This window comes from Pseudomonas sp. Irchel 3E20 (genome assembly GCF_900187645.1).
In the GTDB taxonomy this organism is placed as follows: Bacteria; Pseudomonadota; Gammaproteobacteria; order Pseudomonadales; family Pseudomonadaceae; genus Aquipseudomonas.
The window spans coordinates 131,540-155,769 of sequence record NZ_FYEE01000005.1; the positions used below are offsets into that span (position 1 = coordinate 131,540).

23 protein-coding genes are annotated in these 24,230 nt (G+C 62.5%); 15 read left to right on the forward strand and 8 right to left on the reverse strand.

The genetic code is table 11. From position 1 onward, the window contains the following. Window positions 1-10 precede the first annotated feature (10 nt). The 3 genes from CKW13_RS11475 to CKW13_RS11485 form a co-directional block, all read right to left on the reverse strand. Window positions 11-931 (reverse strand): SPFH domain-containing protein, encoded by a 921-nt coding sequence (locus tag CKW13_RS11475; RefSeq protein WP_095108727.1) that lies wholly within the window; start codon window positions 929-931, stop codon window positions 11-13. A gap of 94 nt (window positions 932-1,025) precedes the next feature. Next, the gene (locus CKW13_RS11480; RefSeq protein WP_095108728.1) at window positions 1,026-2,834 is read right to left on the reverse strand and encodes a GspE/PulE family protein; all 1,809 of its coding nucleotides are present in this window, start codon (window positions 2,832-2,834) and stop codon (window positions 1,026-1,028) included. Between the two features lie 117 nt (window positions 2,835-2,951). Beyond that, window positions 2,952-3,287, reverse strand: a complete 336-nt coding sequence (locus CKW13_RS11485; RefSeq protein WP_095108729.1) for a hypothetical protein — start codon at window positions 3,285-3,287, stop codon at window positions 2,952-2,954. Window positions 3,288-3,413: 126 nt separating this feature from the next. Between CKW13_RS11485 and CKW13_RS11490 the strand changes: the two genes are divergently transcribed. Then, on the forward strand, window positions 3,414-3,878 hold the full coding sequence (locus tag CKW13_RS11490) for an Lrp/AsnC family transcriptional regulator (protein ID WP_095108731.1): 465 nt from the start codon (window positions 3,414-3,416) through the stop codon (window positions 3,876-3,878). 3 nt (window positions 3,879-3,881) lie between these two features. Here CKW13_RS11490 and bcsQ read toward each other — a convergent pair whose 3' ends face one another. Next, window positions 3,882-4,805 carry a cellulose biosynthesis protein BcsQ gene (gene bcsQ, locus CKW13_RS11495; protein ID WP_095108732.1) on the reverse strand — a complete coding sequence of 308 codons (924 nt, stop codon included), beginning with the start codon at window positions 4,803-4,805 and terminating at the stop codon, window positions 3,882-3,884. Window positions 4,806-5,107: 302 nt separating this feature from the next. Then, entirely contained in the window at window positions 5,108-6,475 is a 1,368-nt protein-coding gene (locus CKW13_RS11500; protein WP_095108734.1) for an inorganic triphosphatase, read from the reverse strand. A 157-nt stretch (window positions 6,476-6,632) separates the two neighbouring features. Between CKW13_RS11500 and argE the strand changes: the two genes are divergently transcribed. Together argE and argA are read left to right on the forward strand one after the other, a co-directional pair. Further along, on the forward strand, window positions 6,633-7,781 hold the full coding sequence (argE, locus tag CKW13_RS11505) for an acetylornithine deacetylase (protein WP_095108735.1): 1,149 nt from the start codon (window positions 6,633-6,635) through the stop codon (window positions 7,779-7,781). Between the two features lie 132 nt (window positions 7,782-7,913). After that, entirely contained in the window at window positions 7,914-9,212 is a 1,299-nt protein-coding gene (argA, locus tag CKW13_RS11510) for an amino-acid N-acetyltransferase (protein ID WP_095108737.1), read from the forward strand. A gap of 126 nt (window positions 9,213-9,338) precedes the next feature. On the opposite strand, the gene tauA is transcribed toward argA, so the two are convergent. Next, a complete protein-coding gene (gene tauA / locus CKW13_RS11515; RefSeq protein ID WP_095108738.1) occupies window positions 9,339-10,325 on the reverse strand; it encodes a taurine ABC transporter substrate-binding protein in 987 nt (328 codons plus the stop codon). 345 nt (window positions 10,326-10,670) lie between these two features. Between tauA and CKW13_RS11520 the strand changes: the two genes are divergently transcribed. The 10 genes from CKW13_RS11520 to CKW13_RS11565 all read left to right on the forward strand — a co-directional run bounded on the left by CKW13_RS11520 (window position 10,671) and on the right by CKW13_RS11565 (window position 19,579). Then, complete coding sequence (locus CKW13_RS11520) at window positions 10,671-12,002, forward strand: OprD family porin (protein WP_095108739.1); 1,332 nt, start codon at window positions 10,671-10,673, stop codon at window positions 12,000-12,002. Window positions 12,003-12,238: 236 nt separating this feature from the next. Beyond that, window positions 12,239-12,877, forward strand: coding sequence for a peroxiredoxin (locus tag CKW13_RS11525; RefSeq protein ID WP_095108740.1), 639 nt, complete (start codon window positions 12,239-12,241; stop codon window positions 12,875-12,877). A 220-nt stretch (window positions 12,878-13,097) separates the two neighbouring features. Then, on the forward strand, window positions 13,098-13,691 hold the full coding sequence (gene ssuE, locus CKW13_RS11530) for an NADPH-dependent FMN reductase (protein ID WP_095108741.1): 594 nt from the start codon (window positions 13,098-13,100) through the stop codon (window positions 13,689-13,691). 90 nt (window positions 13,692-13,781) lie between these two features. Further along, window positions 13,782-14,750, forward strand: a complete 969-nt coding sequence (locus CKW13_RS11535; protein WP_095108742.1) for a sulfonate ABC transporter substrate-binding protein — start codon at window positions 13,782-13,784, stop codon at window positions 14,748-14,750. 25 nt (window positions 14,751-14,775) lie between these two features. Continuing rightward, entirely contained in the window at window positions 14,776-15,924 is a 1,149-nt protein-coding gene (gene ssuD / locus CKW13_RS11540; RefSeq protein WP_095108743.1) for an FMNH2-dependent alkanesulfonate monooxygenase, read from the forward strand. 9 nt (window positions 15,925-15,933) lie between these two features. Further along, entirely contained in the window at window positions 15,934-16,719 is a 786-nt protein-coding gene (gene ssuC, locus CKW13_RS11545; protein ID WP_095108744.1) for an aliphatic sulfonate ABC transporter permease SsuC, read from the forward strand. After that, window positions 16,716-17,522: an aliphatic sulfonates ABC transporter ATP-binding protein gene (gene ssuB, locus CKW13_RS11550; RefSeq protein WP_095108745.1), complete on the forward strand. Its 807-nt coding sequence runs from the start codon at window positions 16,716-16,718 to the stop codon at window positions 17,520-17,522. The genes ssuC and ssuB overlap by 4 nt, the downstream gene beginning before the upstream one ends. 109 nt (window positions 17,523-17,631) lie before the next feature. Beyond that, complete coding sequence (locus CKW13_RS11555; RefSeq protein WP_003213899.1) at window positions 17,632-17,847, forward strand: molybdopterin-binding protein; 216 nt, start codon at window positions 17,632-17,634, stop codon at window positions 17,845-17,847. A 197-nt stretch (window positions 17,848-18,044) separates the two neighbouring features. Further along, window positions 18,045-18,365, forward strand: a complete 321-nt coding sequence (locus CKW13_RS11560; protein WP_095108746.1) for a helix-turn-helix domain-containing protein — start codon at window positions 18,045-18,047, stop codon at window positions 18,363-18,365. Further along, window positions 18,365-19,579 (forward strand): type II toxin-antitoxin system HipA family toxin, encoded by a 1,215-nt coding sequence (locus tag CKW13_RS11565; RefSeq protein WP_095108747.1) that lies wholly within the window; start codon window positions 18,365-18,367, stop codon window positions 19,577-19,579. The genes CKW13_RS11560 and CKW13_RS11565 overlap by 1 nt, the downstream gene beginning before the upstream one ends. A gap of 3 nt (window positions 19,580-19,582) precedes the next feature. Here CKW13_RS11565 and CKW13_RS11570 read toward each other — a convergent pair whose 3' ends face one another. Both CKW13_RS11570 and CKW13_RS11575 read right to left on the reverse strand, forming a co-directional pair. Next, a complete protein-coding gene (locus CKW13_RS11570) occupies window positions 19,583-20,221 on the reverse strand; it encodes a TetR/AcrR family transcriptional regulator (RefSeq protein ID WP_095108748.1) in 639 nt (212 codons plus the stop codon). A 136-nt stretch (window positions 20,222-20,357) separates the two neighbouring features. Further along, the gene (locus CKW13_RS11575; protein WP_095108749.1) at window positions 20,358-21,734 is read right to left on the reverse strand and encodes a glutamine synthetase family protein; all 1,377 of its coding nucleotides are present in this window, start codon (window positions 21,732-21,734) and stop codon (window positions 20,358-20,360) included. A gap of 278 nt (window positions 21,735-22,012) precedes the next feature. Between CKW13_RS11575 and CKW13_RS11580 the strand changes: the two genes are divergently transcribed. Further along, a complete protein-coding gene (locus CKW13_RS11580; RefSeq protein ID WP_095108750.1) occupies window positions 22,013-22,789 on the forward strand; it encodes a gamma-glutamyl-gamma-aminobutyrate hydrolase family protein in 777 nt (258 codons plus the stop codon). A gap of 38 nt (window positions 22,790-22,827) precedes the next feature. Next, window positions 22,828-24,186 carry a glutamine synthetase family protein gene (locus tag CKW13_RS11585; protein WP_095108751.1) on the forward strand — a complete coding sequence of 453 codons (1,359 nt, stop codon included), beginning with the start codon at window positions 22,828-22,830 and terminating at the stop codon, window positions 24,184-24,186. Window positions 24,187-24,230: the final 44 nt, after the last annotated feature.

Sequence of the window (24,230 nt, forward strand, 5' to 3'; positions counted from 1 at the left end):
GGCGTTGGCCTCAGGCCTTCTTGCTGTCGAAGGTGGCCTTGACGATCTCGCCGATGCCGCCCACCGCGCCAATCACCTGGCTGGCTTCCAGTGGCATCAGGATCACTTTGCTGTTGTTGGCCGAGGCCAGTTTGCCCAGGGCATCGATGTACTTTTGCGCGACGAAGTAGTTGATCGCTTGCACGTTGCCGGTGGCGATGGCTTCGGACACCACCTGGGTGGCGCGGGCTTCGGCTTCGGCCTGGCGCTCGCGGGCTTCGGATTCGAGGAATGCTGCCTGACGTTCACCCTCGGCTTCGAGGATCTGCGCCTGCTTCTTGCCTTCGGCGGTCAGGATCGCGGCGGCACGCAGGCCTTCGGCTTCGAGGATTTGTGCGCGCTTGACCCGTTCGGCTTTCATCTGCCCGGACATGGCGGCCATCAGGTCGGCGGGCGGGCTGATGTCCTTGATCTCGATCCGGGTGATCTTGATGCCCCACGGCGCTGTCGCTTCATCGACGGTGCGCAGCAGTTTTTCGTTGATACCGTCACGCTGGCTGAGCATGGCGTCCAGCTCCATGGAGCCGAGCACGGTACGGATGTTGGTTTGCAGCAGGTTGCGGATGGCGTGTTCGAGGTTGTTCACCTCGTAGGCGGCCTGGGCGGTGTTGACCACCTGGAAGAAGCACACGGCGTCGATCTGCACGGTGGCGTTGTCGGCGGTGATGACTTCCTGGGGCGGGATGTCCAGCACGCTTTCCATGACGTTGATCTTGCGCCCGATGCGGTCCATGACCGGGATGATGATGTTCAGGCCTGGCTTGAGGGTGTTGGTGTAGCGGCCGAAGCGCTCGACGGTCCATTGGTAGCCCTGGGGCACCACTTTGAAACCCATGAAGACGATGGCGATGGCCAAGCCGACGAAAAGCAGAAGCACTGTACCGATTTGCATAACCGTTCCCTGTTCAAGTTTTAATCAAGTGCACGCGAGGGGTGTGATTGTAGCGAGGTGTTTAAAGCAGAAGAACCCGTTCATACGGCTAGCATCATCCCGCCACACAAAAGCCCTCGGCTTCGCCCGTCGCCGGTTCGGCCTGGGGCGTGACCCGCAGCACTTCTTCCAGGGTGGTCAGGCCCCGGGCAACGCTTTGCGCACCGGCCAGGCGCAGGCTGCGCATGCCTTCCTTCAGCGCCTGGCGGCGCAGGGCCAGCAGGTCGAGGTCGGTATGCACCAGGGCCTTGAGGGCGTTGCTCATGGGCATGATTTCGTAGATTCCGGCGCGCCCGCGGTAGCCGGTGTGCCGGCATTCCAGGCAGCCTTCGGCGCGGTGGGCGCCGTCCGGCACCGGCATTTGCCAGGGTTGCACCAGGTTGTCCCAGGCCAGGGGCTCCAGGCTCAAGGGCTGCTTGCAGTGCGGGCAGAGGCTGCGCAGCAGGCGTTGAGCCATGACTCCCAGCAGCGTCGCGCGGATGAGGTAAGGCGCCACACCCAGCTCCAGCAGGCGGCTGATGGCGCTGGGTGCATCGTTGGTGTGCAGGGTGGAGAGCACCAGGTGTCCGGTCAGCGCGGCCTGGATCGCCATTTCAGCGGTTTCCAGGTCGCGGATCTCACCGATCATGATGATGTCCGGGTCTTGGCGCATGAGCGCGCGGATGCCGCTGGCGAAGGTCAGGTCGATGTTGGCCTGCACCTGCATCTGGTTGAAGGCCGGTTCGACCATTTCTATCGGGTCTTCAATGGTGCACAGGTTGATTTCGCTGTTCGCCAACTGCTTGAGGGTGGTGTAGAGCGTGGTGGTCTTGCCCGAGCCGGTGGGGCCGGTGACCAGGATGATGCCGTGGGGCTGGCGGATCATCGGCTGCCAGCGTTGCAGGTCCTGGGGGCCGAGGCCCAGTTGCTCGAAATCCTTGAGCAGCACCTGGGGGTCGAAGATGCGCATTACCAGTTTTTCGCCGAATGCGGTGGGCAGGGTGGCCAGGCGCAACTCCACCTCGCTGCCCTCGGGGGTGCGGGTCTTGACCCGGCCATCCTGGGGCTGGCGCTTTTGTGCGACGTTCATCCGCCCCAGGCTCTTGAGGCGGCTGACCACGGCCATCAGCACGTGGGGCGGGAACTGATAGACGGTGTGCAGGATGCCGTCGATGCGAAAGCGCACGCTGCCCTGCTGCTGGCGCGGCTCGAGGTGGATATCGCTGGCGCGCTGGGCAAAGGCGTACTGGAACAGCCAATCGACGATATTGACGATATGGCTGTCGTTGGCGTCCGGTTCCTGGTCGTTGGCGCCCAGGTTGAGCAGTTGCTCGAAGCTGGCCGGGGCGTTGCCGGTGTGGTCGTTGGCGCCGCTGACGGATTTGGCCAAGCGGTAGAACTCCAGGGTCAGGCGCTGGATCTCGACAGGGTTGGCCACCACGCGGCGGATCGGCCGCTTGAGCACATGGGTCAGGTCCGCCTCCCAGGCGTGGAGGTAGGGCTGGGCGCTGGCCACGGTCACGGCGTCGGCATCGACGGCCACTGCGAGGATGCGGTGGCGCTGGGCGAAGGTGTAGGACATCAGCGGCGTGACGGCGGCGACGTCGATGCTCAGCGGGTCGAGGCGCAGGTACGGCTGCTGCGCTTGGCGGGCGAGCCACGCGGTGAGTTGCTCCAGGCCCAGGTGTTGGCCGGGCAGGCGCGGGTCGGCCAATTGTTGGGCGGCGATAAATTCCAACGGGTGTTGCGTCTGGGCGCTGCTGTCGTGGCGGGCGGCGAGGGTACGTTCGGCATCGGGCTGGCTGAGCAGGCCTTGGGCGACTAGATCGCGCAGCAGGTCATTGAGGTCCAGCCAGCGATCCTGGCCATGGCGTGTAGCGGGCATGGGAATTCCCTCCTGGAATGCGCTCGCCAGCGAGCTAGGTATCCAAGACTAGCCGTGGTCGATGGCGCTGTGCTGTACGCCTGCGACTCAAGCGTTGCGGGAGTTTTCCGACGGTACTTACCCCGCCGCGTGCGCAGGTTCAGCCCAGGTCGCCTCGGTTTTTTCCAGGGTCACCGTGTAGACGCTAATCAGGTTGCGGAGTTTTTCCCCGATCACCTGGGCCCGGTGCCAGCTCAAACCATCGACCTCGATATCGATGGCCAGCAGGTCGTCTTCGCGCACGGCACCCACCTGGCAGGGCGTCAGGCACTGCAAGGCGAAATGGTTGAGCACCCGGCACAGCACGTCGGGTTCGGCCTCGGCCAGCAGGTGGTAGCGCGCCCGGCAATGGGCGTTGCCCACGTGCCAGGCGTCGGCGCGGGTGGTGGTGTGGACGGCTTCGAGCGGGGGCACGGCGGGTCTCCTCAATGGTGGGAGAAATATTTACATGGGTTTGGTGGTTTTTCTTGCCTATGATCGGCCTATCTAGGGTGTGTACGACTTGTTCAATTCTTAAAATTGCTGATTGGGGGTTTTTATATGCATAGCGAACTGGACGCCTACGACCGCCGCATCCTGGCGCTGCTTCAGGCAGACGCCTCGCTCTCCAGCGCGCAGATCGCTGAGCAGGTGGGGTTGTCGCAGTCGCCGTGCTGGCGGCGGATTCAGCGGCTCAAGGAGGAGGGTGTGATTCGCGCCCAGGTGACGCTGCTGGACCGCAAGAAAATCGGCCTCAACACGCAGATCTTCGCCGAGGTCAAACTCAACGCCCACGGGCGCTCCAACTTCACCGAGTTCACCGACGCCATTCGCGGTTTTCCCGAGGTGCTGGAATGTTATGTGCTGATGGGCGCAGTGGACTTCCTGTTGCGCATCGTCACCGCCGATATCGAGGCCTACGAACGGTTTTTCTTCGAAAAACTGTCCATGGTGCCGGGTATTCAGGAGGTCAACTCGATCGTTGCCCTCTCTGAGATCAAGTCCACCACCTGCCTGCCGGTGTGAGGCCTAGAGCGTTGGCACCAACAGTTGCTCGTAAAGGGCGCCGGTGATGTTGAGCAGGTCGCTGCAACCGCGGCTGTGGGGCACCTGTTCCAGTGGGTCGCGGCCCTCGCTGCCCGCCAGGCGGATAACCGGGTCGCAGTGCACCACGCCCAGCAGTTGCCGGCCCAGGCGTTTTTTCAGCACTTGGCACATGTCCAGGTTGAAGGAGCTGGTGATGTCGACGCGGTTGATGACGAAGTAGCTCTGCGGCGGGTTGTCCTGCTCCAGATACGGCAGCAACAGGCGTTCCATGTAGTTGGCGTAGCGGTAGGACGAGGTGTCGGCCAGGGTCACCACTAAGGCTTTGTCGGCCAGGCCTAGGGCTTGGCTGAGGTAGGGCGATTCGCCGGCGGGGGTGTCGATGATGACCAGGTCGCGTTCCTCAAGGTTCATCGCCGCCAGTTGCCGGGCGAGCCAGAGAGGGTCTTGGCGCAGGTGCTTTTCCAAGTCGCGTTGTTGCTCGCAGGTGGCGTTGCCAAAGGCCAGCACCCGGCTGTCGGCGAACCCGCCCAGGCTAGCGTCGCGCCAGTTTTTCCCGTGCTGCTGGGCGTGGATCAGGCCTGTGGCGGTGGCGGTGGCACCGAGCCGTGCAGCCAGGGCGTTTTTTGGGTCCAGGTCGAGAGCGAAGGTTTGCCCGCGTGGCAGTTGCAGGGAACTGGCCAGCGCTGCCACCAGGGTGGTCTTGCCCACGTTGGGGCGGGCCGAGGTGACGACGATGACGCGGGCCTTAAGGGCGCCGGGTGCAGGTTCAAGGGGTTGGCCGAAGGCGTTGGTGCGCGGGGCGGCAGGTGGACGCGCGGCGGTCGGCGGGCGTAGGTCAACGGGCGTGGCTTGCGGGCACTCAGTGTTGCTGGCCCCGGGATGGGTCATGTTGTCCTCACGCTTCACGCTGGTTCTTCCTGGTTAATCGTCAGTCACTTAAAAGCAAAAAATGGGCAAAGAGCGTCCGGAGGCCGGCAGTGTCAATGTCCATTTTTTTTGTACGAGTACTCTGTGATATCAGCGTGACAGTGTCATTATTTTGTTGTTTTTATCGGATCAAATCCGACGAACGGTAAGTTGTCATAAATATGGCGTTTATTTGACGGTCGGTGACCTGTCATTCAGCCCCACGACGGCGGCCAACCGTTACAAAAAAGGGCAGTGCAGGGCGATCGTCCCTGGCACTGCCCTTTTTCAAAACCCTGCGCTTAGAGGCGCAGCAGGGTTTTCCAGGCGCGGTTTTGGTACACCGCAATGGCCTGATGCTTGCGCACGTCCAGGGACTCTTCGGTGATTGGCTCGTTGGCCAGTTGCTGCAACTTGTTCAGCTCGCCGTAGAGGCGATCCAGTTCCGGGATTTCCAGCACGTGGCGGGCGTGGTGCAACCAGGCCTGGATGCGCTCGATGCGCGGCAGTTGCTCGGCCAGGTCTTCGGGTTGCTGCTGGTAGCGTTGCAGTTGCAGGGCCACGGCTTCGTCGCCCAGCAGGCGCGGCAGCCAACTGCTCAACTGCGCGGCGCCCTGGCGGTTGCCACGGGTGTTGCGCTCGGCGGTCCAGGTGCGGGCCAGCAGCCAGCGCGAGGCGTTGAGGGAGAACTGGCCCCAGCGCGGGTCCTGGAGTTCTTCGAGGAACTGCTCCGGCGCGGCTTTGCGCACGTCTTCGTCGTCTTGCCCGGCCTGGACCAGCGGGCGCCAGTCTTCGAGCAGGGCGTCCAGGGCCAGGCGCAGTTCGCTGGTGGCCTGGCGCGGCGCAGCCTGGCCGAGGCTGGCGATCAGGGCGCGCATTTCGGCGAGGTTGTCCACCCAGTCCTGTAACAGGCGCCAGTGGCCATTGAAGCGATATTGCTCGGCCAGGCGCTGGCTGCTGCCCAGCAAGTGCCAGCTCAGGGCGGCGAAGGCGTCGTCCAACGGCGTTTCGGCACTCAGTTGTGGTGCCGGCAGGCTCAGGGAATAGCTGTTGGCGTCGAACAGGCGATAGCCGCGCTCGGCCTTGCTGATGTCGCACGGCATCAGCGCCAGGGTGGCGGCCAGTTCGGCGGCCAGCTCCAGCAGGGCGCTGGGTTCGCCTTCGCGCAGTTCCAGCTCCAGCTCACAGATTTCTTCTTTCTGTTTACCGGCGATCACCAGGCCCAGGTCCAGGGCTGCTTCGATCACCACCTTGGCCTTGCCACGGCCCCAGGCGATTTCCGCGCGCTCGCGCACGAAGTCGGTGGTGAAGATCGGCTTGAGGGTTTTTTTGTCCAGCTCGGCCAATTGCTCGGGCCAGCATTCGCCGTCGAGTTTCTTCACGTCGAGCTTGGCTTTGGGCAGGTCCCAGTTGTATTCGTTGCGCTCTGACAGGCCTGCAACGCTTTGCCCGCGGGTTTTGAGGGTCTGGATGATGGCCTCGCCATCCTTGCGCAGGCGCAGGGCCACCTTGGCCTGGGCCAGGTCGCGCTCGGGGGTGTCGAAGTATTGGTTCATCAACTCACGGCGTTCCCAGCCACTTTTGTTGCGTTTTTTCAGTAACGGGTGCTCGCGCAGGGCAGCGAGGGTTTCGCGGCTGACGCGCAGTTTGATTTCGGTTTCTTTGTGCATGGCCGGAAAATCCAGGATCGGGAGCGCAGCCGGAGGGAATGTGTGGCTGCCAAGGCCGTGCAGTGTACAGGACTCGCCGGCCCAGGGTCGGCCAACGGTTTATTGTGCGGCGAAGATGGCACTATGATGAGACTCATTGCCTTCCAGGAGCCCGCGCATGCCTTTGCCGTCGATGAAAGACCAGTTCGCTGCGCTGATTGCCGCGCCCTCGGTGAGTTGTACCCAGGCGCACCTGGACCAGTCCAACCGTGGCGTGATCGACCTGCTTGCCACCTGGCTGGGTGATTTGGGTTTTGCTTGTGAGCTCCAGCAGGTCAGCCCGGGCAAGTTCAACCTGTTGGCCAGTTACGGCAGTGGCCCCGGTGGCCTGGTGCTGGCCGGGCATAGCGACACTGTGCCTTTCGACGAAGCGCTGTGGCAGACCGATCCGCTGAAACTGACGGAAATCGACGGCCGCTGGGTAGGCCTGGGCAGTTGCGATATGAAAGGGTTTTTCGCTCTGGCCATCGAGGCGGTGTTGCCGCTGTTGGGCCAACCCTTCAAGCAGCCGCTGCTGATCCTCGCCACTTGCGATGAAGAAAGCTCCATGGCCGGCGCCCGTGCCCTGGCCGAGGCGGGTCGGCCCCTGGGCCGTGCGGCGGTGATCGGCGAGCCGACCGGGCTCAAGCCGATCCGCTTGCACAAAGGGGTGATGATGGAGCGCATCGACATCCTCGGACGCAGCGGCCATTCCTCCGACCCGCGCCTGGGCCACAGTGCTCTGGAAGCCATGCACGACGCCATGGGCGAACTGCGCGGCCTGCGCCTGGCGTGGCAGCGCGAATACCGCAACCCACAGTTCTCGGTGCCCCAGCCGACGCTCAACTTCGGCTGCATCCACGGTGGCGACAACCCCAACCGCATCTGCGGCCAATGCTCCCTGGAATTCGACCTGCGGCCCTTGCCGGGCATGGACCCGGCCGCCCTGCGCGCGGCCATCCGGCAGAAGCTTGAACCGGTGGCCGAGCGGCATCAGGTGCAAATCGACTACGCGCCGCTGTTCCCCGAAGTGCCGCCCTTCGAGCAACGCGAAGACGCCGAGCTGGTGCAACTGGCCGAACGTCTAACCGGCCATCGCGCGCAAGCAGTAGCGTTTGGCACCGAAGCACCTTATCTTCAGCGCCTTGGCTGCGAGACGCTGGTGCTCGGCCCGGGCGATATCGCCTGCGCCCACCAACCGGGGGAATACCTCGAAATGTCACGTTTGCAGCCTACCGTGCATCTATTACGTCAACTGATCCAACACTACTGCCTGACCCCGGCCTGATCCGCCGGTTGCCAGCCCCCGACCCCAAGGAGAGTGCGCGTGTTGCCAAGCCTGTTCCGACGATAACCAACAGCCCGCTGTGCGTTTTGTGCCCACCCTTTTTTCGGCTGCTTTTTATTACAGGTTCAGGTCATGCCCGAATACGTCAATTGGCTTCGTCACGCGTCTCCCTACATTAATGCCCACCGCGACTGCACCTTTGTGGTGATGCTGCCCGGTGACGGCGTCGAGCATCCCAACTTCGGCAATATCGTCCACGACCTGGTGCTGCTGCACAGCCTGGGCGTGCGTTTGGTGCTGGTCCACGGCTCGCGCCCGCAGATCGAAACCCGCCTCGCCGCCCGTGGCCTGATCCCCCATTACCATCACGGCATGCGCATCACCGACGCCGCGACCCTGGAATGCGTGATCGACGCCGTGGGCCAGTTGCGCATCGCCATTGAAGCGCGGCTGTCCATGGACATGGCCGCCTCGCCCATGCAGGGCTCGCGCCTGCGGGTGGCCAGCGGCAACCTGGTCACCGCGCGGCCCATCGGCGTGCTTGAAGGCGTCGACTACCACCATACCGGTGAGGTGCGCCGGGTTGACCGCAAGGGCATCAATCGCCTGCTGGACGAGCGCTCCATCGTGCTGCTGTCGCCGTTGGGCTATTCGCCCACCGGGGAAATCTTCAACCTCGCCTGCGAAGACGTGGCTACCCGCGCCGCCATCGACCTGGGTGCCGACAAATTACTGCTGTTTGGCGCCGACACCGGCCTGATCGACGCTGATGGCCGCTTGGTGCGCGAGCTGCGCCCGCAACAGGTGCCCGCGCACCTGGCGCGCCTGGGCAGCAACTACCAGGGCGAATTGCTCGACGCGGCCGCCGAGGCCTGCCGTGGCGGTGTGGCCCGCAGCCATATCGTCAGTTATGTGGAAGATGGCGCGCTGCTGACCGAGCTATTCACCCGTGACGGCGGTGGCACCCTGGTGGCCCAGGAGCAATTCGAGTTGGTACGCGAGGCGGCCATCGAAGACGTCGGTGGCTTGCTGGACCTCATCAGCCCCTTGGAAGAACAGGGGATTTTGGTGCGCCGCTCGCGGGAAGTGCTGGAGCGGGAAATCGAGCAGTTCAGCGTGGTCGAGCGCGAGGGCATGATTATCGCCTGCGCGGCGCTGTATCAGATCGCCGACTCGGACGCCGGCGAACTGGCGTGCCTGGCGGTCAGCCCGGAATATCGCCACGGTCGGCGCGGCGACGAATTGCTCGAGCGCATCGAAAGCCGCGCCCGGGCCCAGGGCCTCAAAACCCTGTTCGTGCTCACCACCCGCACCGCCCATTGGTTCCGCGAACGCGGCTTCGTGCCCAGCAGCGTCGAACGCCTGCCCTCGGCGCGGGCGTCGCTGTACAACTACCAGCGCAACTCGAAGATCTTCGAAAAGGCACTTTGATAGAAGGCCGAGTTCGGTTCCTCTGGTAGCGAGCCTGCTCGCGATGACGCTCTACCCGCCAACATCCTCGTTGGCTGGCACTCGGTTATCGCCAGCAGGCTCGCGCCCCTAGAGGCCGATTGCCCCTCAATGCGCGATGAACTTCGCACTCACATACGGCCCATAGTCGGGCAGCACCGTTTCGACCTTGCCTTGTTCCTTGAGAAACCTGGCCGTTTCGCCAATTGCCTTGGCCGTGCCGCCGTCCAGCAGCGCGCTGCTTTTTTGCGCCTGGGCGTCGGGGAAGGTGGAGCCGGCGAGCAGTTCAGGGATGTCGGCGGCGTTGGCGCCGGTCAGTTTGGCGATTTTTTGTACAGGCACCGATTCGGCCGTCCAGGTGGCTTTGTTCGCTGCATAGTCAGCGAACGCATCCAGGGTCACTTTGGCGAATTGGGCAATCACCTCGGGGTGCTTCTCGGCGTAATCCTTGCGCGCCACCCACACCTCAAACGTCGGTGCGCCCCATTGGCCGACTTGGGCGGCGTCGGTCAGGGTCTTGCCGTTTTTGCGGATTTCCCCCAGGGCCGGCGACCAAACGAACGCGCCGTCGATGTCGCCGCGCTTCCAGGCTGCGGCAATCTGCGCCGGTTGCAGGTTCACCACTTTTACTTGCGAGGTGCTCAGGCCCCAATGCTTGAGGGCGCCGAGCAGGCTGTAGTGGGAGGTGGACACGAACGGCGTGGCGATGGTCTTGCCGATCAGGTCTTGAGGTTTGTCGATGCCGCTGCCGTTGCGCACCACCAGAGCCTCGGCGGCGTTGATCTGCGCGGCCACTAGAAAGGTGACGATCGGCACATTGCGTGACGCGGCGGCGGCCAGGGGGCTGGAGCCCAGGTTGCCGATCTGCACATCCCCCGAGGCAATGGCTGCGACCACCTCCGGGCCGCTGTTGAAGCGGCGCCAGTCGATCGCCTGGCCGGTGGTTTTCTCGTACAGGCCATCGGCCTGGGGGACTTTGCTGGGGTCGATGCCGGTTTGATAGCCCACGGTGAGGTCGGCGGCATGGGCGGCAAACGCCACGGCCAGCGAGGCGAAAAGGGTGGCAAATTGACTCAGAACGACGGGTTTGGCCATGATGGCGCGCCTTTTTTGACGGAATTGATTTACGTCAAAGCTAAGCGATCTAAAAAACGTCTAATAAATATCTTTTAAGAATTAGCTTATGTGCCGATACGCTTTTATTCGGCCCGTTTTGCTTTATTCCTGAAAGGTATGAAAAAGAACGAAACAATTCTTTTTGGGTTTATGGAAAACTCATTACCCTAGGGGCGAATTGGCAGCGGTTAGACCTTGGTCGTAGACATAAGTGGTTACGATTGACTTATCAGTCACGGTCTGGCGCTAATCGCGCATCTGTGGATCCCGGGCTTCAGACCCAGGACCAAAGAACACAAGAATTAGAAACGAGAGGAGCGAAACATGAACAAGTCCACGTTGGCCCTGGCTGTTGCCGTTGGGGTGTTGGCACAGCAAGCTGGCGCCGCCGGTTTTATCGAAGACAGCAAGGCGAGCATCACTGCCCGCAACTTCTACATCAACTCAGATAACCGTGATGGCACCGCCAATCCTTCCAAGCAGGAAGAATGGGGCCAGGGTTTCATCTTCAACTTCGCTTCCGGCTACACCCAAGGCACTGTGGGCTTTGGTGTGGACGCCATCGGCCTGTACGGCGTCAAGCTCGATTCGGGCAAGGGCACGCACTACAACGCCAACAGCGCGGGCAAGGGCGGCCTGGTGTTCCCAAGTGACAGCGACGGCCGTGCCGTGGACGATTTCAGCAGCCTGGGCCTGACCGCCAAGGTCAAGGTGTCCAAGACTGAACTGCGCCTGGGCACCCTGCTGCCAAAACTGCCGGTGGTGACTTCCAACGATGGTCGCCTGCTGCCGCAGACCTTCGAGGGTGGCCAGATCACCTCCAACGACATCGAGAACCTGACCCTGGTCGGCGGTAAGTTGGAACACGCCAAAGGTCGTAACTCGACCAACAACGACTCGCTGACCATCGCGGGCTCCAACGGCGCCACCACCACCAAGACCTCGAACAAGCGCAGCAACGAGTTCTACTTCGCCGGTGGTGACTACAAAATCACCAAAGACCTGACTGCCCAGTACTACTACGGCAACCTGGAAGATTTCTACAAACAGCACTTCCTGGGCCTGACCCACAACTGGGCACTGCCAGTGGGCGCGATCAAGAGCGACCTGCGTTACTTCAACAGCAGCTCCGACGGCAAGAACGGCAACCAGGAAGGTCGCTTGGCCGGCTACCGTTCCAGCGGCTACCAGAACAACGGTGGTGAAGTGGACAACCGTACCTGGAGCGCCAAGTTCACCTATAGCCTGCAAGGCCACGCGGTCAGCGCCGGCTACCAGCGCGTCAACGGCACCAGCGACTTCCCGTTCCTGAACCAGGGTGACGGTGCTTCGGCCTACCTGATTACCGACTCCCAGATCGGCAAGTTCCAGCGTGCCGGCGAGCGCACCTGGCTGGCTCAGTACGCCTATGACTTCGCCGCTATCGGCGTGCCTGGCCTGACCACTTCTGTGATCTACCTCAAGGGCGACAACGTGGCGACCTCGGCCGGCGACAAGGGCGAGTGGGAACGCGACTTCAACCTCGGCTACGTGGTGCCCGAAGGTACGTTCAAGGGCGTGGGCCTGGCGTGGAAAAACGCTTCCCTGCGTTCCGACGTGGCGCGTAACCAAGACGAAAACCGTCTGATCGTCAGCTACACCCTGCCGATTCTGTAACCCCGCTTCAAAACCCCCGCCCGGCGCTATGCCGGGCGGGGCGTTTCACTTGCTCTCCCGCCTCTTTCTCCCAACCCTGCCAGCCTGTTTCGCGGGCGGATGGCGCGTGGACGTCGGGCCGTTCTGGCCACCTTTTAATATTCTTTTATGATCTAAATAAATCGATATTTATTCTTTTTAAATAAATTCCCTGGCAGGCACAGTAGGCTCAAACCGCACTCACCAGGAGCACCACCATGAGCCTTCGACTCGGCGATATCGCCCCCGACTTTGAACAGGATTCCAGCGCCGGCACCATCCGCTTCCACGAGTGGCTGGGCGATAGCTGGGGCGTGCTGTTTTCCCACCCGGCGGACTTCACCCCGGTGTGCACCACAGAGCTGGGTTTCACCGCCAAGCTCAAGGACGAATTCGCCCAGCGCGGCGTCAAGGCCATTGCCTTGTCCGTGGACCCGGTGGACTCGCACCACCGCTGGATCGAGGACATCAACGAGACGCAGAACACGATCGTCAACTTCCCGATCCTGGCCGATGCCGACCGCAAGGTTTCCGACCTTTATGACCTGATCCACCCCAACGCCAGCGACACCCTGACCGTGCGCTCGCTGTTCGTCATCGACCCGAATAAAAAGATTCGCCTGACCATCACCTACCCAGCCAGCACCGGGCGCAACTTCCACGAAATCCTGCGGGTGATCGACTCGCTGCAACTGACCGACCACTACAAAGTCGCCACCCCGGCCAATTGGCAGGACGGCGACGAGGTGGTGATCGTGCCCTCGCTCAAGGACGAAGACGAAATCAAGAAGCGCTTTCCCAAGGGCTACCGCGCAGTGAAGCCGTACCTGCGCCTGACGCCGCAGCCTAACCGCTGAGCTGGACGCCAGGTGGGGGCGAACTTATCCACAAAGCAGGGGATTTCAGGCCGTTTACGCGGCCTTTTTTTATGGGGGGTAGAAAGCCATTTGCATATTCATTTAAAGAATAAACAAATGAATAAATATGATTTATGGATATAAAAAACACCTGTTAAGGTCTGTCCATCGCAGCGAGATCGCCCACGGCGAATCGCCATAACCCTGAGGAATTATCTGCATGCTGGTCGTCTCTATCGGTGGCAGCCCCAGCCAACGCTCCCGTTCCGCAGTGCTGCTGGATCTCTCCAAACGCTGGCTGCAGCAACAGGGCGTGGAGGTGGTGAGTTATCAGGTGCGTGACTTTGCGGCCGAAGACTTGCTCCACGCGCGGTTCGACAGCCCCAAGGTCATCGACCTGCTGCAACAGATTGAAAATGCCGATGGCTTGCTGATTGCCACGCCGGTGTACAAGGCCTCGTTCGCCGGTGCGCTCAAGACCATCCTGGACCTGCTGCCCGAACGCGCCCTGAGCCACAAAGTGGTGCTGCCCATGGCCACCGGCGGCAGCATCGCCCACATGCTGGCGGTGGATTACGCGCTCAAACCGGTGCTGTCGGCGCTCAAGGCCCAAGAGATGCTCCACGGCATCTTTGCCGAGGACAGCCAGATCGCCTACGGCGAAGGCAGCGCGCAACCGCAACTGGTGCCGGTGCTGGAAAAACGTTTGCACGAGGCCCTGGAGCAGTTCTACAGCGCCCTGGCGCGGCGGCCCAAGCCCCTTGACCCGCGGTTGCTGAATGAACGTTTGTTGAGTGCTCGCTGGAGCATTTGAGCCTTACCCAATACCGCTTTACCTCGCCTTACTTGGCCGCTAACGGCTCAGCAGGCGCAACCACTACCCAACCGCAAATAGGAGAGCGCCATGCGCCCTGTAATTTTGCGTCGCGGTCTGGTCGCGCTGTTTGCTGCGGCTGTGTCCTTCGGCGCCATCGTTCAAGCCCACGCGGGCGAAACCCTGCGTATTGGCTATCAGAAGTACGGCACCCTGGTGCTGCTCAAAGCCAAGGGCACCCTGGAAAAACGCCTCGCCGCCCAAGGCGTCGAGGTGCAATGGACCGAATTCCCCGGCGGCCCGCAATTGCTCGAAGGGCTTAACGTGGGCTCTATCGACTTTGGCGTGACCGGCGAAACCCCACCCGTGTTCGCCCAGGCTGCCGGCGCCGACTTGCTCTACGTTGCCTACGAGCCGCCAGCCCCCACCAGCGAAGCCATCCTGGTGCCCAAGGGCTCGCCGATCCAATCGGTGCAAGACCTCAAGGGCAAGAAAGTGGTGCTCAACAAAGGCTCCAACGTGCATTACCTGCTGGTGCGCGCCCTGGCGGATGCGGGCCTCAAGTACACCGATATCCAGACCGTGTTCCTGCCGCCCGCCGATGCCCGCGCCGCGTTCGAGCGGGGCAGCGTCGACGCCTGGGTGATCTGGGACCCGTACCAGGCTGCCGCCGAGCAGCAACTGCAAGCGCGCACCCTGCGTGACGGCAGCGGCATCGTCGATAACCACCAGTTCTACCTGGCCACCAAGCCTTACACCGAAAAACACCCGCACGTGATAAAGGCCCTGGTCGAAGAAGTGCGCGCCGTGGGCGAATGGTCCAAGGCCAACCCTGAAGAGGTGACCCAGCAAGTCGCGCCGCTGTTGGGCCTGCCGGCCGAGATCACCCTGACGTCGGTCAAGCGCCAGGGCTACGGTGCGTTGTTCCTCACCCCCGAGGTGGTCGCCGCGCAACAGAAAATCGCCGACGCCTTCTACCAGCTCAAGCTGATCCCCAAACCGCTGACCATCAAAGACGTGATCTGGACGCCGCCCGCGGCCGTGGCCACAGCGCCTTAATTCGCCTTCCTTAGGAGACCACTCCATGAGCCTCAATATTTTCTGGTTCCTGCCTACCCACGGCGACGGCCATTACCTTGGCACCGCCGAAGGCGCTCGCGCCGTGGATCACGGTTACTTGCAGCAGGTTGCGCAAGCGGCCGATCGCCTGGGCTTTGGTGGCGTGCTGATTCCCACCGGGCGGTCCTGCGAGGACTCCTGGCTGGTGGCCGCGTCGCTGATCCCGGTGACCCAGCGGCTGAAATTCCTCGTGGCCCTGCGCCCGGGGATCATTTCGCCGACGGTGGCGGCGCGTCAGGCCGCGACCCTGGACCGTTTGTCCGGCGGCCGGGCGTTGTTCAACTTGGTGACGGGCGGCGACCCGGAAGAATTGGCCGGCGATGGCTTATTCCTCAGCCACGAAGAGCGCTACCAGGCCTCGGTGGAGTTCACCCGCATCTGGCGCCGCGTACTCGAAGGCGAAACCGTGGACTACGACGGCCAGCACATCAGCGTCAAAGGCGCCAAATTGCTCTACCCGCCGATCCAGCAACCGCGCCCGCCGCTGTACTTTGGCGGTTCCTCGGAGGCGGCCCAGGACTTGGCCGCCGAGCAGGTGGAAATGGTCCTGACCTGGGGCGAACCGCCGGCAGCCGTGGCGGAAAAAATCGAGCAAGTGCGCGCCAAGGCCGCCAAGCTGGGGCGCACCGTGCGCTTCGGTATCCGCTTGCATGTGATCGTGCGGGAAACCAACGAAGAGGCCTGGAAAGCCGCCGACAAACTCATCTCCCACCTGGACGAAGACACCATCGCCCGTGCCCAGGCGTCTCTGGCGCGCTTCGACTCGGTGGGCCAGCAACGCATGGCCGCGCTGCACGGCGGCAGCCGCGACAACCTGGAGGTCAGCCCCAACCTGTGGGCGGGCGTGGGCCTGGTGCGCGGCGGTGCCGGCACGGCGCTGGTGGGCGATGGCCCGACCGTGGCGGCGCGGGTCAAGGAATACGCGGCGCTGGGCATCGACACCTTTATTTTCTCTGGCTACCCGCACCTGGAAGAGTCGTACCGCGTGGCCGAGCTGTTGTTCCCGCACTTGGATGTGGAACGCCCCGAGGTGCCGAAAACCGGCGGCTACGTGAGCCCGTTCGGTGAGATGGTGGCCAACGACATCCTCCCCAAAGCCGCGTCCCAGAGCTGAGGCGTGGTCATGAACAACAAACTTATCCACAGCCTGGCGCCCTGGTTGCTGCCGGTGCTGCTGCTGGCGGTGTGGCAGTTGTCGGTGTCGGCGGGGTGGCTGTCTACGCGGATTCTGCCCGCGCCGAGCGCGGTGATTGGCGCAGGCGTTGAGTTGGTGCGCAGCGGCGATATCTGGCAGCACCTGGCGATCAGCGGCTGGCGTGCGGGCTTGGGGTTCGTCATCGGCGGCGGTATCGGCCTGGCCCTGGGCTTTATCACCGGCCTGTCGAAGTGGGGCGAACGCCTGCTGGACAGTTCGGTGCAAATGATCCGCAACGTGCCGCACCTGGCGTTGATCCCGTTGGTGATCCTGTGGTTCGGCATCGATGAGTCGGCGAAGATTTTCCTGGTCGCCCTGGGCACGCTGTTCCCGATCTACCTCAATACCTACCACGGCATCCGCAACGTCGACCCGGCGCTGGTGGAAATGGCGCGCAGCTACGGGTTGTCCGGGTTCGGCCTGTTCCGCCAGGTGATCCTGCCCGGCGCTTTGCCGTCGATTCTGGTGGGCGTGCGCTTTGCCCTGGGCTTTATGTGGTTGACGTTGATCGTGGCCGAGACCATTTCCGCCAGCTCCGGCATCGGCTACCTGGCGATGAACGCCCGCGAATTCCTGCAAACCGATGTGGTGGTGCTGGCCATCGTCCTTTACGCGGTGCTCGGCAAACTCGCCGACCTCGCGGCCCGTGGCCTGGAGCGCGTGTGGCTGCGCTGGCACCCGGCCTATCAAGTGGCCAAGGGAGGTGCGGCATGACCGCTCAACAACCGCCGCGCCTGCTGCGCGGTATTCCGCTGGCGGTGCGCAAGCTGCAAAAAACCTTCGGCGCGCGCCAGGTGCTGCGCGAAATCGACCTGCATATCCCGGCCGGGCAATTTGTCGCGGTGGTGGGGCGCAGCGGCTGCGGCAAGAGCACCTTGCTGCGCCTGCTCGCCGGCCTCGACCTGCCCAGCGGCGGCGAACTGCTCGCCGGCTCCGCGCCGCTGAGCGCGGCCCGCGACGACACGCGGCTGATGTTCCAAGAGGCGCGTTTGCTGCCCTGGAAAAAAGTCATCGACAACGTGGGCCTGGGGCTCACGGGCAACTGGCGCGCCAAGGCCTTGGAGGCCCTCGACGCGGTAGGCCTTGCCGACCGCGCCGAGGAATGGCCGGCGGCGCTGTCCGGGGGCCAGAAACAACGGGTGGCCCTGGCCCGCGCGCTGATCCATCAACCGCGCCTGCTGCTGCTCGACGAACCCCTGGGCGCGCTGGACGCCCTGACCCGCATCGAGATGCAGCAACTGATCGAACGCCTCTGGCAGCAACATGGCTTCACCGTGCTGCTGGTGACCCACGATGTCAGCGAGGCCGTGGCCATCGCCGACCGGGTGATCCTGATCGAAGACGGCGAAGTCGGCCTGGACCTTGTCGTGGAACTGCCACGCCCCCGGGTCCGCGGCTCCCATCGCCTGGCCACCCTGGAAACCGAAGTGCTTAACCGCGTGCTGTCGCTGCCCGGCAGCCCGCCCGAACCAGAACCCGTGTCACCCCTGCCCACGCAACTGCGTTGGGCGCAATGAAGGCAGTTGCAAGTGTTGAGCTGCAAGCTTCAAGAGGAAGCGCTTTTGCTTTGACTTGCCGCTTGAAGCTTGCCGCTCGCCACTCAATACCGACCCTAGGAGCAACACCATGACCATTAAAGCCATCAACGTGCGCAACCAGTTCAAAGGCACCATCAAGGAAATTGTCGAAGGCGATGTGTTGTCGGAAATCGACGTGCAAACCGCTTCCGGCATCGTCACTTCCGTCATCACCACTCGCTCGGTCAAAGAGCTGGAACTGGTGATCGGTAGCGAGGTGATCGCTTTTGTTAAATCCACCGAGGTTTCCATCGCCAAGTTGTGATCCATGCGCCAGGCACGGCCCCGGACGGCGTGAGCCCTTCGGGGTTTTTTATGGGAGGTTATTTGCTTTTAAAGGGCGTTTTAATGCCTATTAATCAATATAAAGAGCCTTATAGTGCGCTTTATGAATATTTTATTTAGGGTTAATCGGTGCTAGGGTGCGTCTTAAGGGTTTTTAGAGGCACTGAGGCGCGCTTTATGACTGAGTTTTTTCCCATCGAATGCAGCGATAACCTGCACGCCATCGGGCTTTTGGTAAAAAGCCGTCGCCTACAAACCAAGCAGCGCCAGAAGGATCTTGCGCGGGCGTTGGGGGTTTCCGAGCGCAGTTTGCGCAAGATCGAGTCTGGCGACCCCTCGGTGGAGTTGCGCTCATTCATGCTGGTGCTCTGGCACTTGGGGCTGACCGGCGAAGTGTTCCGCAGCCTCGAGCAGTTGGCGTCTTCGTCGCAATTTCAGGTCCATGATCCGCGTGCAGCCGTGCGGGTGCGGTTACCCAAGCCGAAGGGGGAATTCTGATGGGGCGCGCATACATTTACATGGAGCACCCGCAAACGGGCGACGTGCTGACCCTCGGGCGTTTGACCCTCAGCCAGGGGCAGGGCGAGTTCGTCTACGACCCCGACTACGTCGCCACCCAGGGCTGGGTGCCGGACCCGATTCGCTACCCGCTGCGTGAGGAGCCCTTCAGTGCCATCACGAAAAACCAGGGCGTGCCCGGTTTTATCAACGACGCCATGCCTGACGGGTGGGGCGAACGGGTGCTGCGTGATATTGCGCGAGCCGAACTGGCGCCGATCGATTATCTGCTCAAGTCGCCCAACAACGACCGCGCGGGCAACTTGATGGTGGGCACGACACGCCATCCGCCGCCCGGCCTGGGCCGCGAGCCGTTGCCGAGCCTCAAGGGGCTGGCACCATTCATAGAAGCTGCCGAGGCGATTTTCGACAACCAGTTGGACGACGAAGCCATCGCTACGTTGAAGATGCGCAAGCAGCGTTCGTCCCTGGGCGGGGCTCGGCCCAAGCGGACCTTGCAAGATCAGGGGGTGCTGATGCTGGTCAAGCCTCGCGACCGCTATGACAGTTGCGATGTACCGGCGCTGGAGCACGCGTGCATGACCTTCGCAGCCCTCAAGGGCCTGAATGTGGCGCGCACAGCGCTGTATGCGGGCCAGCCATCGACCTTGCTGGTCAAGCGCTTCGATCGCCTGCCGCCCGCCGACAGCGGCCGCCGTATTCCTATGTTGAGCGCCCTGACGTTGCTCGATGCCGATTGGCATGGCGCTGACCACAGCGCCTGGGTGTATGGCGCCTTGGCCAATGAGCTACAGCGCCGGGGCGCGCCGGATGAGGACCGGCATGAGTTGTTCAAGCGCATGTGCTTCAACGCCCTGGTGGGCAACGACGACGATCATCCAAAAAACCACGCGGTGCTTTGGTTGGGGCAAGGTTGGCGCCTGGCGCCGATGTACGACGTGGTGCCGAGCATGGACGGCAGTTCGCCCGCGTACTTGTCGATGGCGGTGGGGCGCGAAGGGCGGGTCATCAACCGCGGCAACCTGCTCAGCCACGCCGCGCATTTTGGCCTGGCACCGCAGCAGGCTAGCGACCTGTTGGACGAGGTCATCGGTTGGGAACCGCAGCTGCGCGAGCACTATGGGCAGCAGCTCGAGGGTGCGGCCCTGGCGTTTGCGCTGTCGGCCATTGGCGCGCAGCGCATGGCTGCCTAGGCCTCAGATCGGGTGTTCGCGCTTGGGCAAATAGGGCGGCAGATACAACCCCAAATAAGCGTCGAACACCCGCATGCCTTCCTCGGCCATGCGCGGGGTGATTTGCCCGTGTTGCTGCACCGAGCGGGCGTAGACGCGGTCGCCCAGTTCCATGGCCAGGGCGAAGACGTCAACGTCATCGGGTAGCCGGGGCAGTTGGAAGTGGTGGTCGAACAACTTGTGCATCAGGTCGCCCAGCTCGATGTCGTGCTGGCGGTCGGCCTGGGTGACTTCGGTGAGGCCGTGCTGGGCGAGGATCAATTGGCGGGCGGCGGCGTCCTGGTCGTAGATGTCCAGCATGCGTTGCTCCACCAGGCGCGAGAGGTCGTGCCAGCCCTTGAGCGGAGCGTGGTCGATGGGCGCTTGCAGGGCCGCGCGGAATGCGGCGTGGATATCGGCGGTCAAGGCTTCGAGCAGCGCCGGGACGCTGGCGAAAAAGTGATAGACCGAAGAAGCCGGAATACCCGCCAGTTTCGCCACGCCATAGATCGACAGGTTGGCCACGCCCTCGGCGGCCAGTAGCGTGCGGGCGGCATCGAGGATGGAGTCGATCCGCGCCTGGCTGCTGGTGCGGGGTTTACGGGGAGTGGCGGGGCGGGTCATCGAAATCTCCTGCAAGGCTGCGGGCATTGTACGTGATGACGTGGTGGTTCTGTCCTACATGAGCGCGCGCATTCCGTGGGCACAAAAAAAACGCCGCGGGCCATGGGCCTGCGGCGTTGTTTTTGAGCGCCAGCGCTTACACGGTGTGCAAGTACCAGTTGTATTCGAGGTCGGAGATGGAGTGTTCGAACTCCTCCAGCTCGCTTTCCTTACAGGCGACGAAGATATCGATGTACTTAGGGTCGATGTACTTGGCCATTACTTCGCTGTCATCCAACTCGCGCAAGGCGTCGCGCAGGTTGTTCGGCAGGCTTTGTTCGTTCTGCTCGTAGCTGTTGCCTTCCACCGGTGCGCCAGGCTCGATCTTGTTGGTCAAGCCGTGGTGCACACCCGCCAAAACCGAAGCCATCAGCAGGTAAGGGTTGGCGTCGGCGCCGGCCACGCGGTGTTCCAGGCGTACCGCGTCGGCGGAACCGGTGGGCACGCGCACGGCCACGGTGCGGTTATCCAAGCCCCAGCACGGCGCGTTCGGCACATAGAACTGCGCACCGAAGCGGCGGTAGGAGTTGACGTTGGGGCACAGGAAAGCCATTTGCGCGGGCAGGGTCTCCAGCACACCGCCGATCGCGTGACGCAGTGCGGCGTTCTGCTCGGGATCCTCGCTGGCGAAGATGTTCTTGCCATCTTTGTCCAGGATCGAAATGTGGACGTGCAAACCATTGCCAGCCTGGCCCGGGTAGGGCTTGGCCATGAAGGTGGTGTCCATTTCATGGTCGTAGGCGATGTTCTTGATGAGGCGCTTGAGCAGTACGGCGTAGTCGCAGGCCTTGATCGGGTCGGCGACGTGGTGCAGGTTCACCTCGAACTGCGCTGGGGCACTTTCCTTGACGATGGCGTCGGCGGGGATGCCTTGCTCTTTGGCGCCTTCGAGAATGTCCTGCAAGCAATCGACGTATTCGTCGAGGTCGTCGATCAGGTAGACCTGTGTCGAGTGCGGGCGCTTGCCGGAAATCGGTGAGCGTGGCGGTTGGGGGCGGCCGTTCACGTTCTCCTGGTCGATCAGGTAGAACTCCAGCTCGAATGCGGCGCAGATGGTCAGGCCCAACTCGTCGAACTTGGCCACGACCTGACGCAATACTTCACGCGGGTCGGCGAAGAACGGCTCGCCTTCGAGTTCGTGCATGGTCATCAACAGTTGCGCGGTAGGGCGCTTCTGCCAGGGTTCATTGCACAGGGTGTCGGGGATTGGATAACAGATTCGGTCAGCATCACCGATGTCCAGGCCAAGGCCGGTGCTTTCCACCGTAGAGCCGTTGATATCCAGGGCAAAAAGGGAGGCCGGCAGGTTGATGCCTTTCTCGTAAACCTTGTGGAGGCTGGTGCGTTCGATGCGCTTGCCGCGCACCACACCATTCATATCCGCAATCAGAAGGTCAACGTACAGAACCTCAGGATGTTCCTTAAGGAACGCGTTCGCTTCGTTAAGCTGAACGGCACGCGGGGGTACCGACATGATGCAACACCTTTGTTGTTAAAAATATCAATCATTGATCTCTTTGGATTCCAGTCAACCCGAACGGCATGCCGAAGTCAAGCGAGGCCTTTTGTGCCCTAAAAAAGCGCTAGCAGGCCATTTTAGGGGCAAATCGGGGCATTTTTTTGCCGTTATGGCGCTGGTCCTTCGCGGGCTTGAGCGGGCCGTGTTGTATTTTTTACGGGGGTGTTGTGTAAAAAAATGAACAAGGCTAAGCTCGATTCAAACCCATAACAGCAATAATACCGGGGTGCTACATGGCTCGCCTGCCCTTAATCGGCGTCACGGCCTGCTCCAAACAGGTCGGTCTGCATGCTTATCACATCAGTGGCGATAAGTACGTCCGGGCAGTGGCCACTGCTGCCAAGGGCTTGCCATTGATTATCCCGTCCCTCGGGCCCCTGCTCGAACCGACCGATATTCTTGACGGTCTGGACGGCCTCCTCTTTACCGGCTCACCCTCCAACGTCGAACCTTTTCATTACCGCGGGCCGGCCAGTGAGCCTGGCACTGCTCATGATCCTGCACGCGACGCCACCACCTTGCCCTTGATCCGCGCGGCCATCGCCGCGGGCGTACCGGTGCTGGGGATTTGCCGTGGCTTCCAGGAAATGAACGTGGCCTTTGGCGGTAGCCTGTACCAGAAGGTGCACGAAGTGCCGGGCATGCTCGACCACCGCGAAGACGACAGCCAACCCGTGGACGTGCAGTACGGCCCCGCACACGCGGTGAGCATTGTGCCGGGGGGCGTGTTGGCAGGGCTGGGCCTGCCGGGGCAGATCCAGGTCAACTCGATCCACAGCCAGGGTGTGCAGCATCTGGCGCCGGGGTTGCGGGCCGAGGCTACCGCGCCGGATGGCCTGATCGAGGCTTTTTCGGTCGTGCAAGGCAAGGCTTTTGCTTTAGGTGTGCAGTGGCACCCCGAATGGCAGGTAAGCTCCAACCCCGACTACCTCGCCATCTTCCAGGCCTTTGGCGAGGCCTGCCGCCAGCGTTCGATACAACGCGACGCCGATGCGTCAAACAACGCCTGACTTAATAAGAAGTCAGGACACTCAGCCCAGAGGCATTTATGAGTAACAACCTCGACCAGCTCACCGATTGGTTGAAAGACCACAAGATCACAGAAGTCGAATGCATGATTAGCGACCTGACCGGGATCACCCGGGGCAAGATCTCGCCGACCAACAAGTTCATCGCCGAAAAAGGCATGCGCCTGCCCGAGAGTGTCCTGCTGCAAACCGTAACGGGCGACTACGTCGAAGACGACATCTATTACGAACTGCTGGACCCGGCGGACATCGACATGATCTGCCGCCCCGACCAGAACGCGGTGTTTGTCGTGCCCTGGGCCGTCGAGCCCACCGCCCAGGTGATCCACGACACCTACGACAAGCAAGGCAACCCCATCGAGCTGTCGCCGCGCAACGTGCTCAAGAAAGTCCTGAAACTCTATGCCGACAAGGGCTGGCAGCCGATCGTGGCGCCGGAAATGGAGTTCTACCTGACCAAGCGCAGCGACGACCCCGACTACCCGTTGCAGCCGCCCGTGGGCCGCTCCGGGCGCCCGGAAACCGGTCGTCAGTCCTTCTCTATAGAAGCGGCCAACGAATTCGACCCGTTGTTTGAAGACGTCTACGACTGGTGCGAGTTGCAGGACCTGGACCTCGATACCTTGATCCACGAGGACGGCACGGCGCAGATGGAAATCAACTTCCGTCACGGCGATGCCCTGTCCCTGGCCGACCAGATCCTGGTGTTCAAGCGCACCATGCGCGAGGCGGCGCTCAAGCACGATGTGGCCGCCACCTTCATGGCCAAGCCCATGACCGGCGAGCCCGGCAGCGCCATGCACCTGCACCAGAGCATCATCGACCTGGAGACCGGCAAGAACGTGTTCTCCAACGAAGACGGCAGCATGAGCCAGCTGTTCCTGCACCACATCGGCGGCCTGCAGAAGTTCATCCCCGAGCTGCTGCCGCTGTTCGCGCCCAACGTCAACTCGTTCCGCCGCTTCCTGCCCGATACCTCGGCGCCGGTGAACGTGGAGTGGGGCGAAGAAAACCGCACCGTGGGCCTGCGTGTGCCGGATGCCGGCCCGCAGAACCGTCGCGTGGAAAACCGCTTGCCGGGCGCCGACGCCAACCCCTACCTGGCGATTGCCGCGAGCCTGTTATGCGGCTTCATCGGCATGGTCGAAGGGCTCAACCCCAGCGCGCCCGTGGTGGGCCGTGGCTACGAGCGACGCAACCTGCGCCTGCCGCTGACCATCGAAGACGCCCTGGAGCGCATGGAAAACAGCAAGACCATCGAGAAGTACCTGGGCCACAAATTCATCACCGGCTACGTCGCGGTCAAGCGGGCCGAGCATGAAAACTTCAAGCGCGTCATCAGTTCGTGGGAAAGGGAGTTCCTGCTCTTCGCCGTCTGATACGCCGGGCGTGGTGCCCAGGCGCCACGCGCTCACTTGGAACC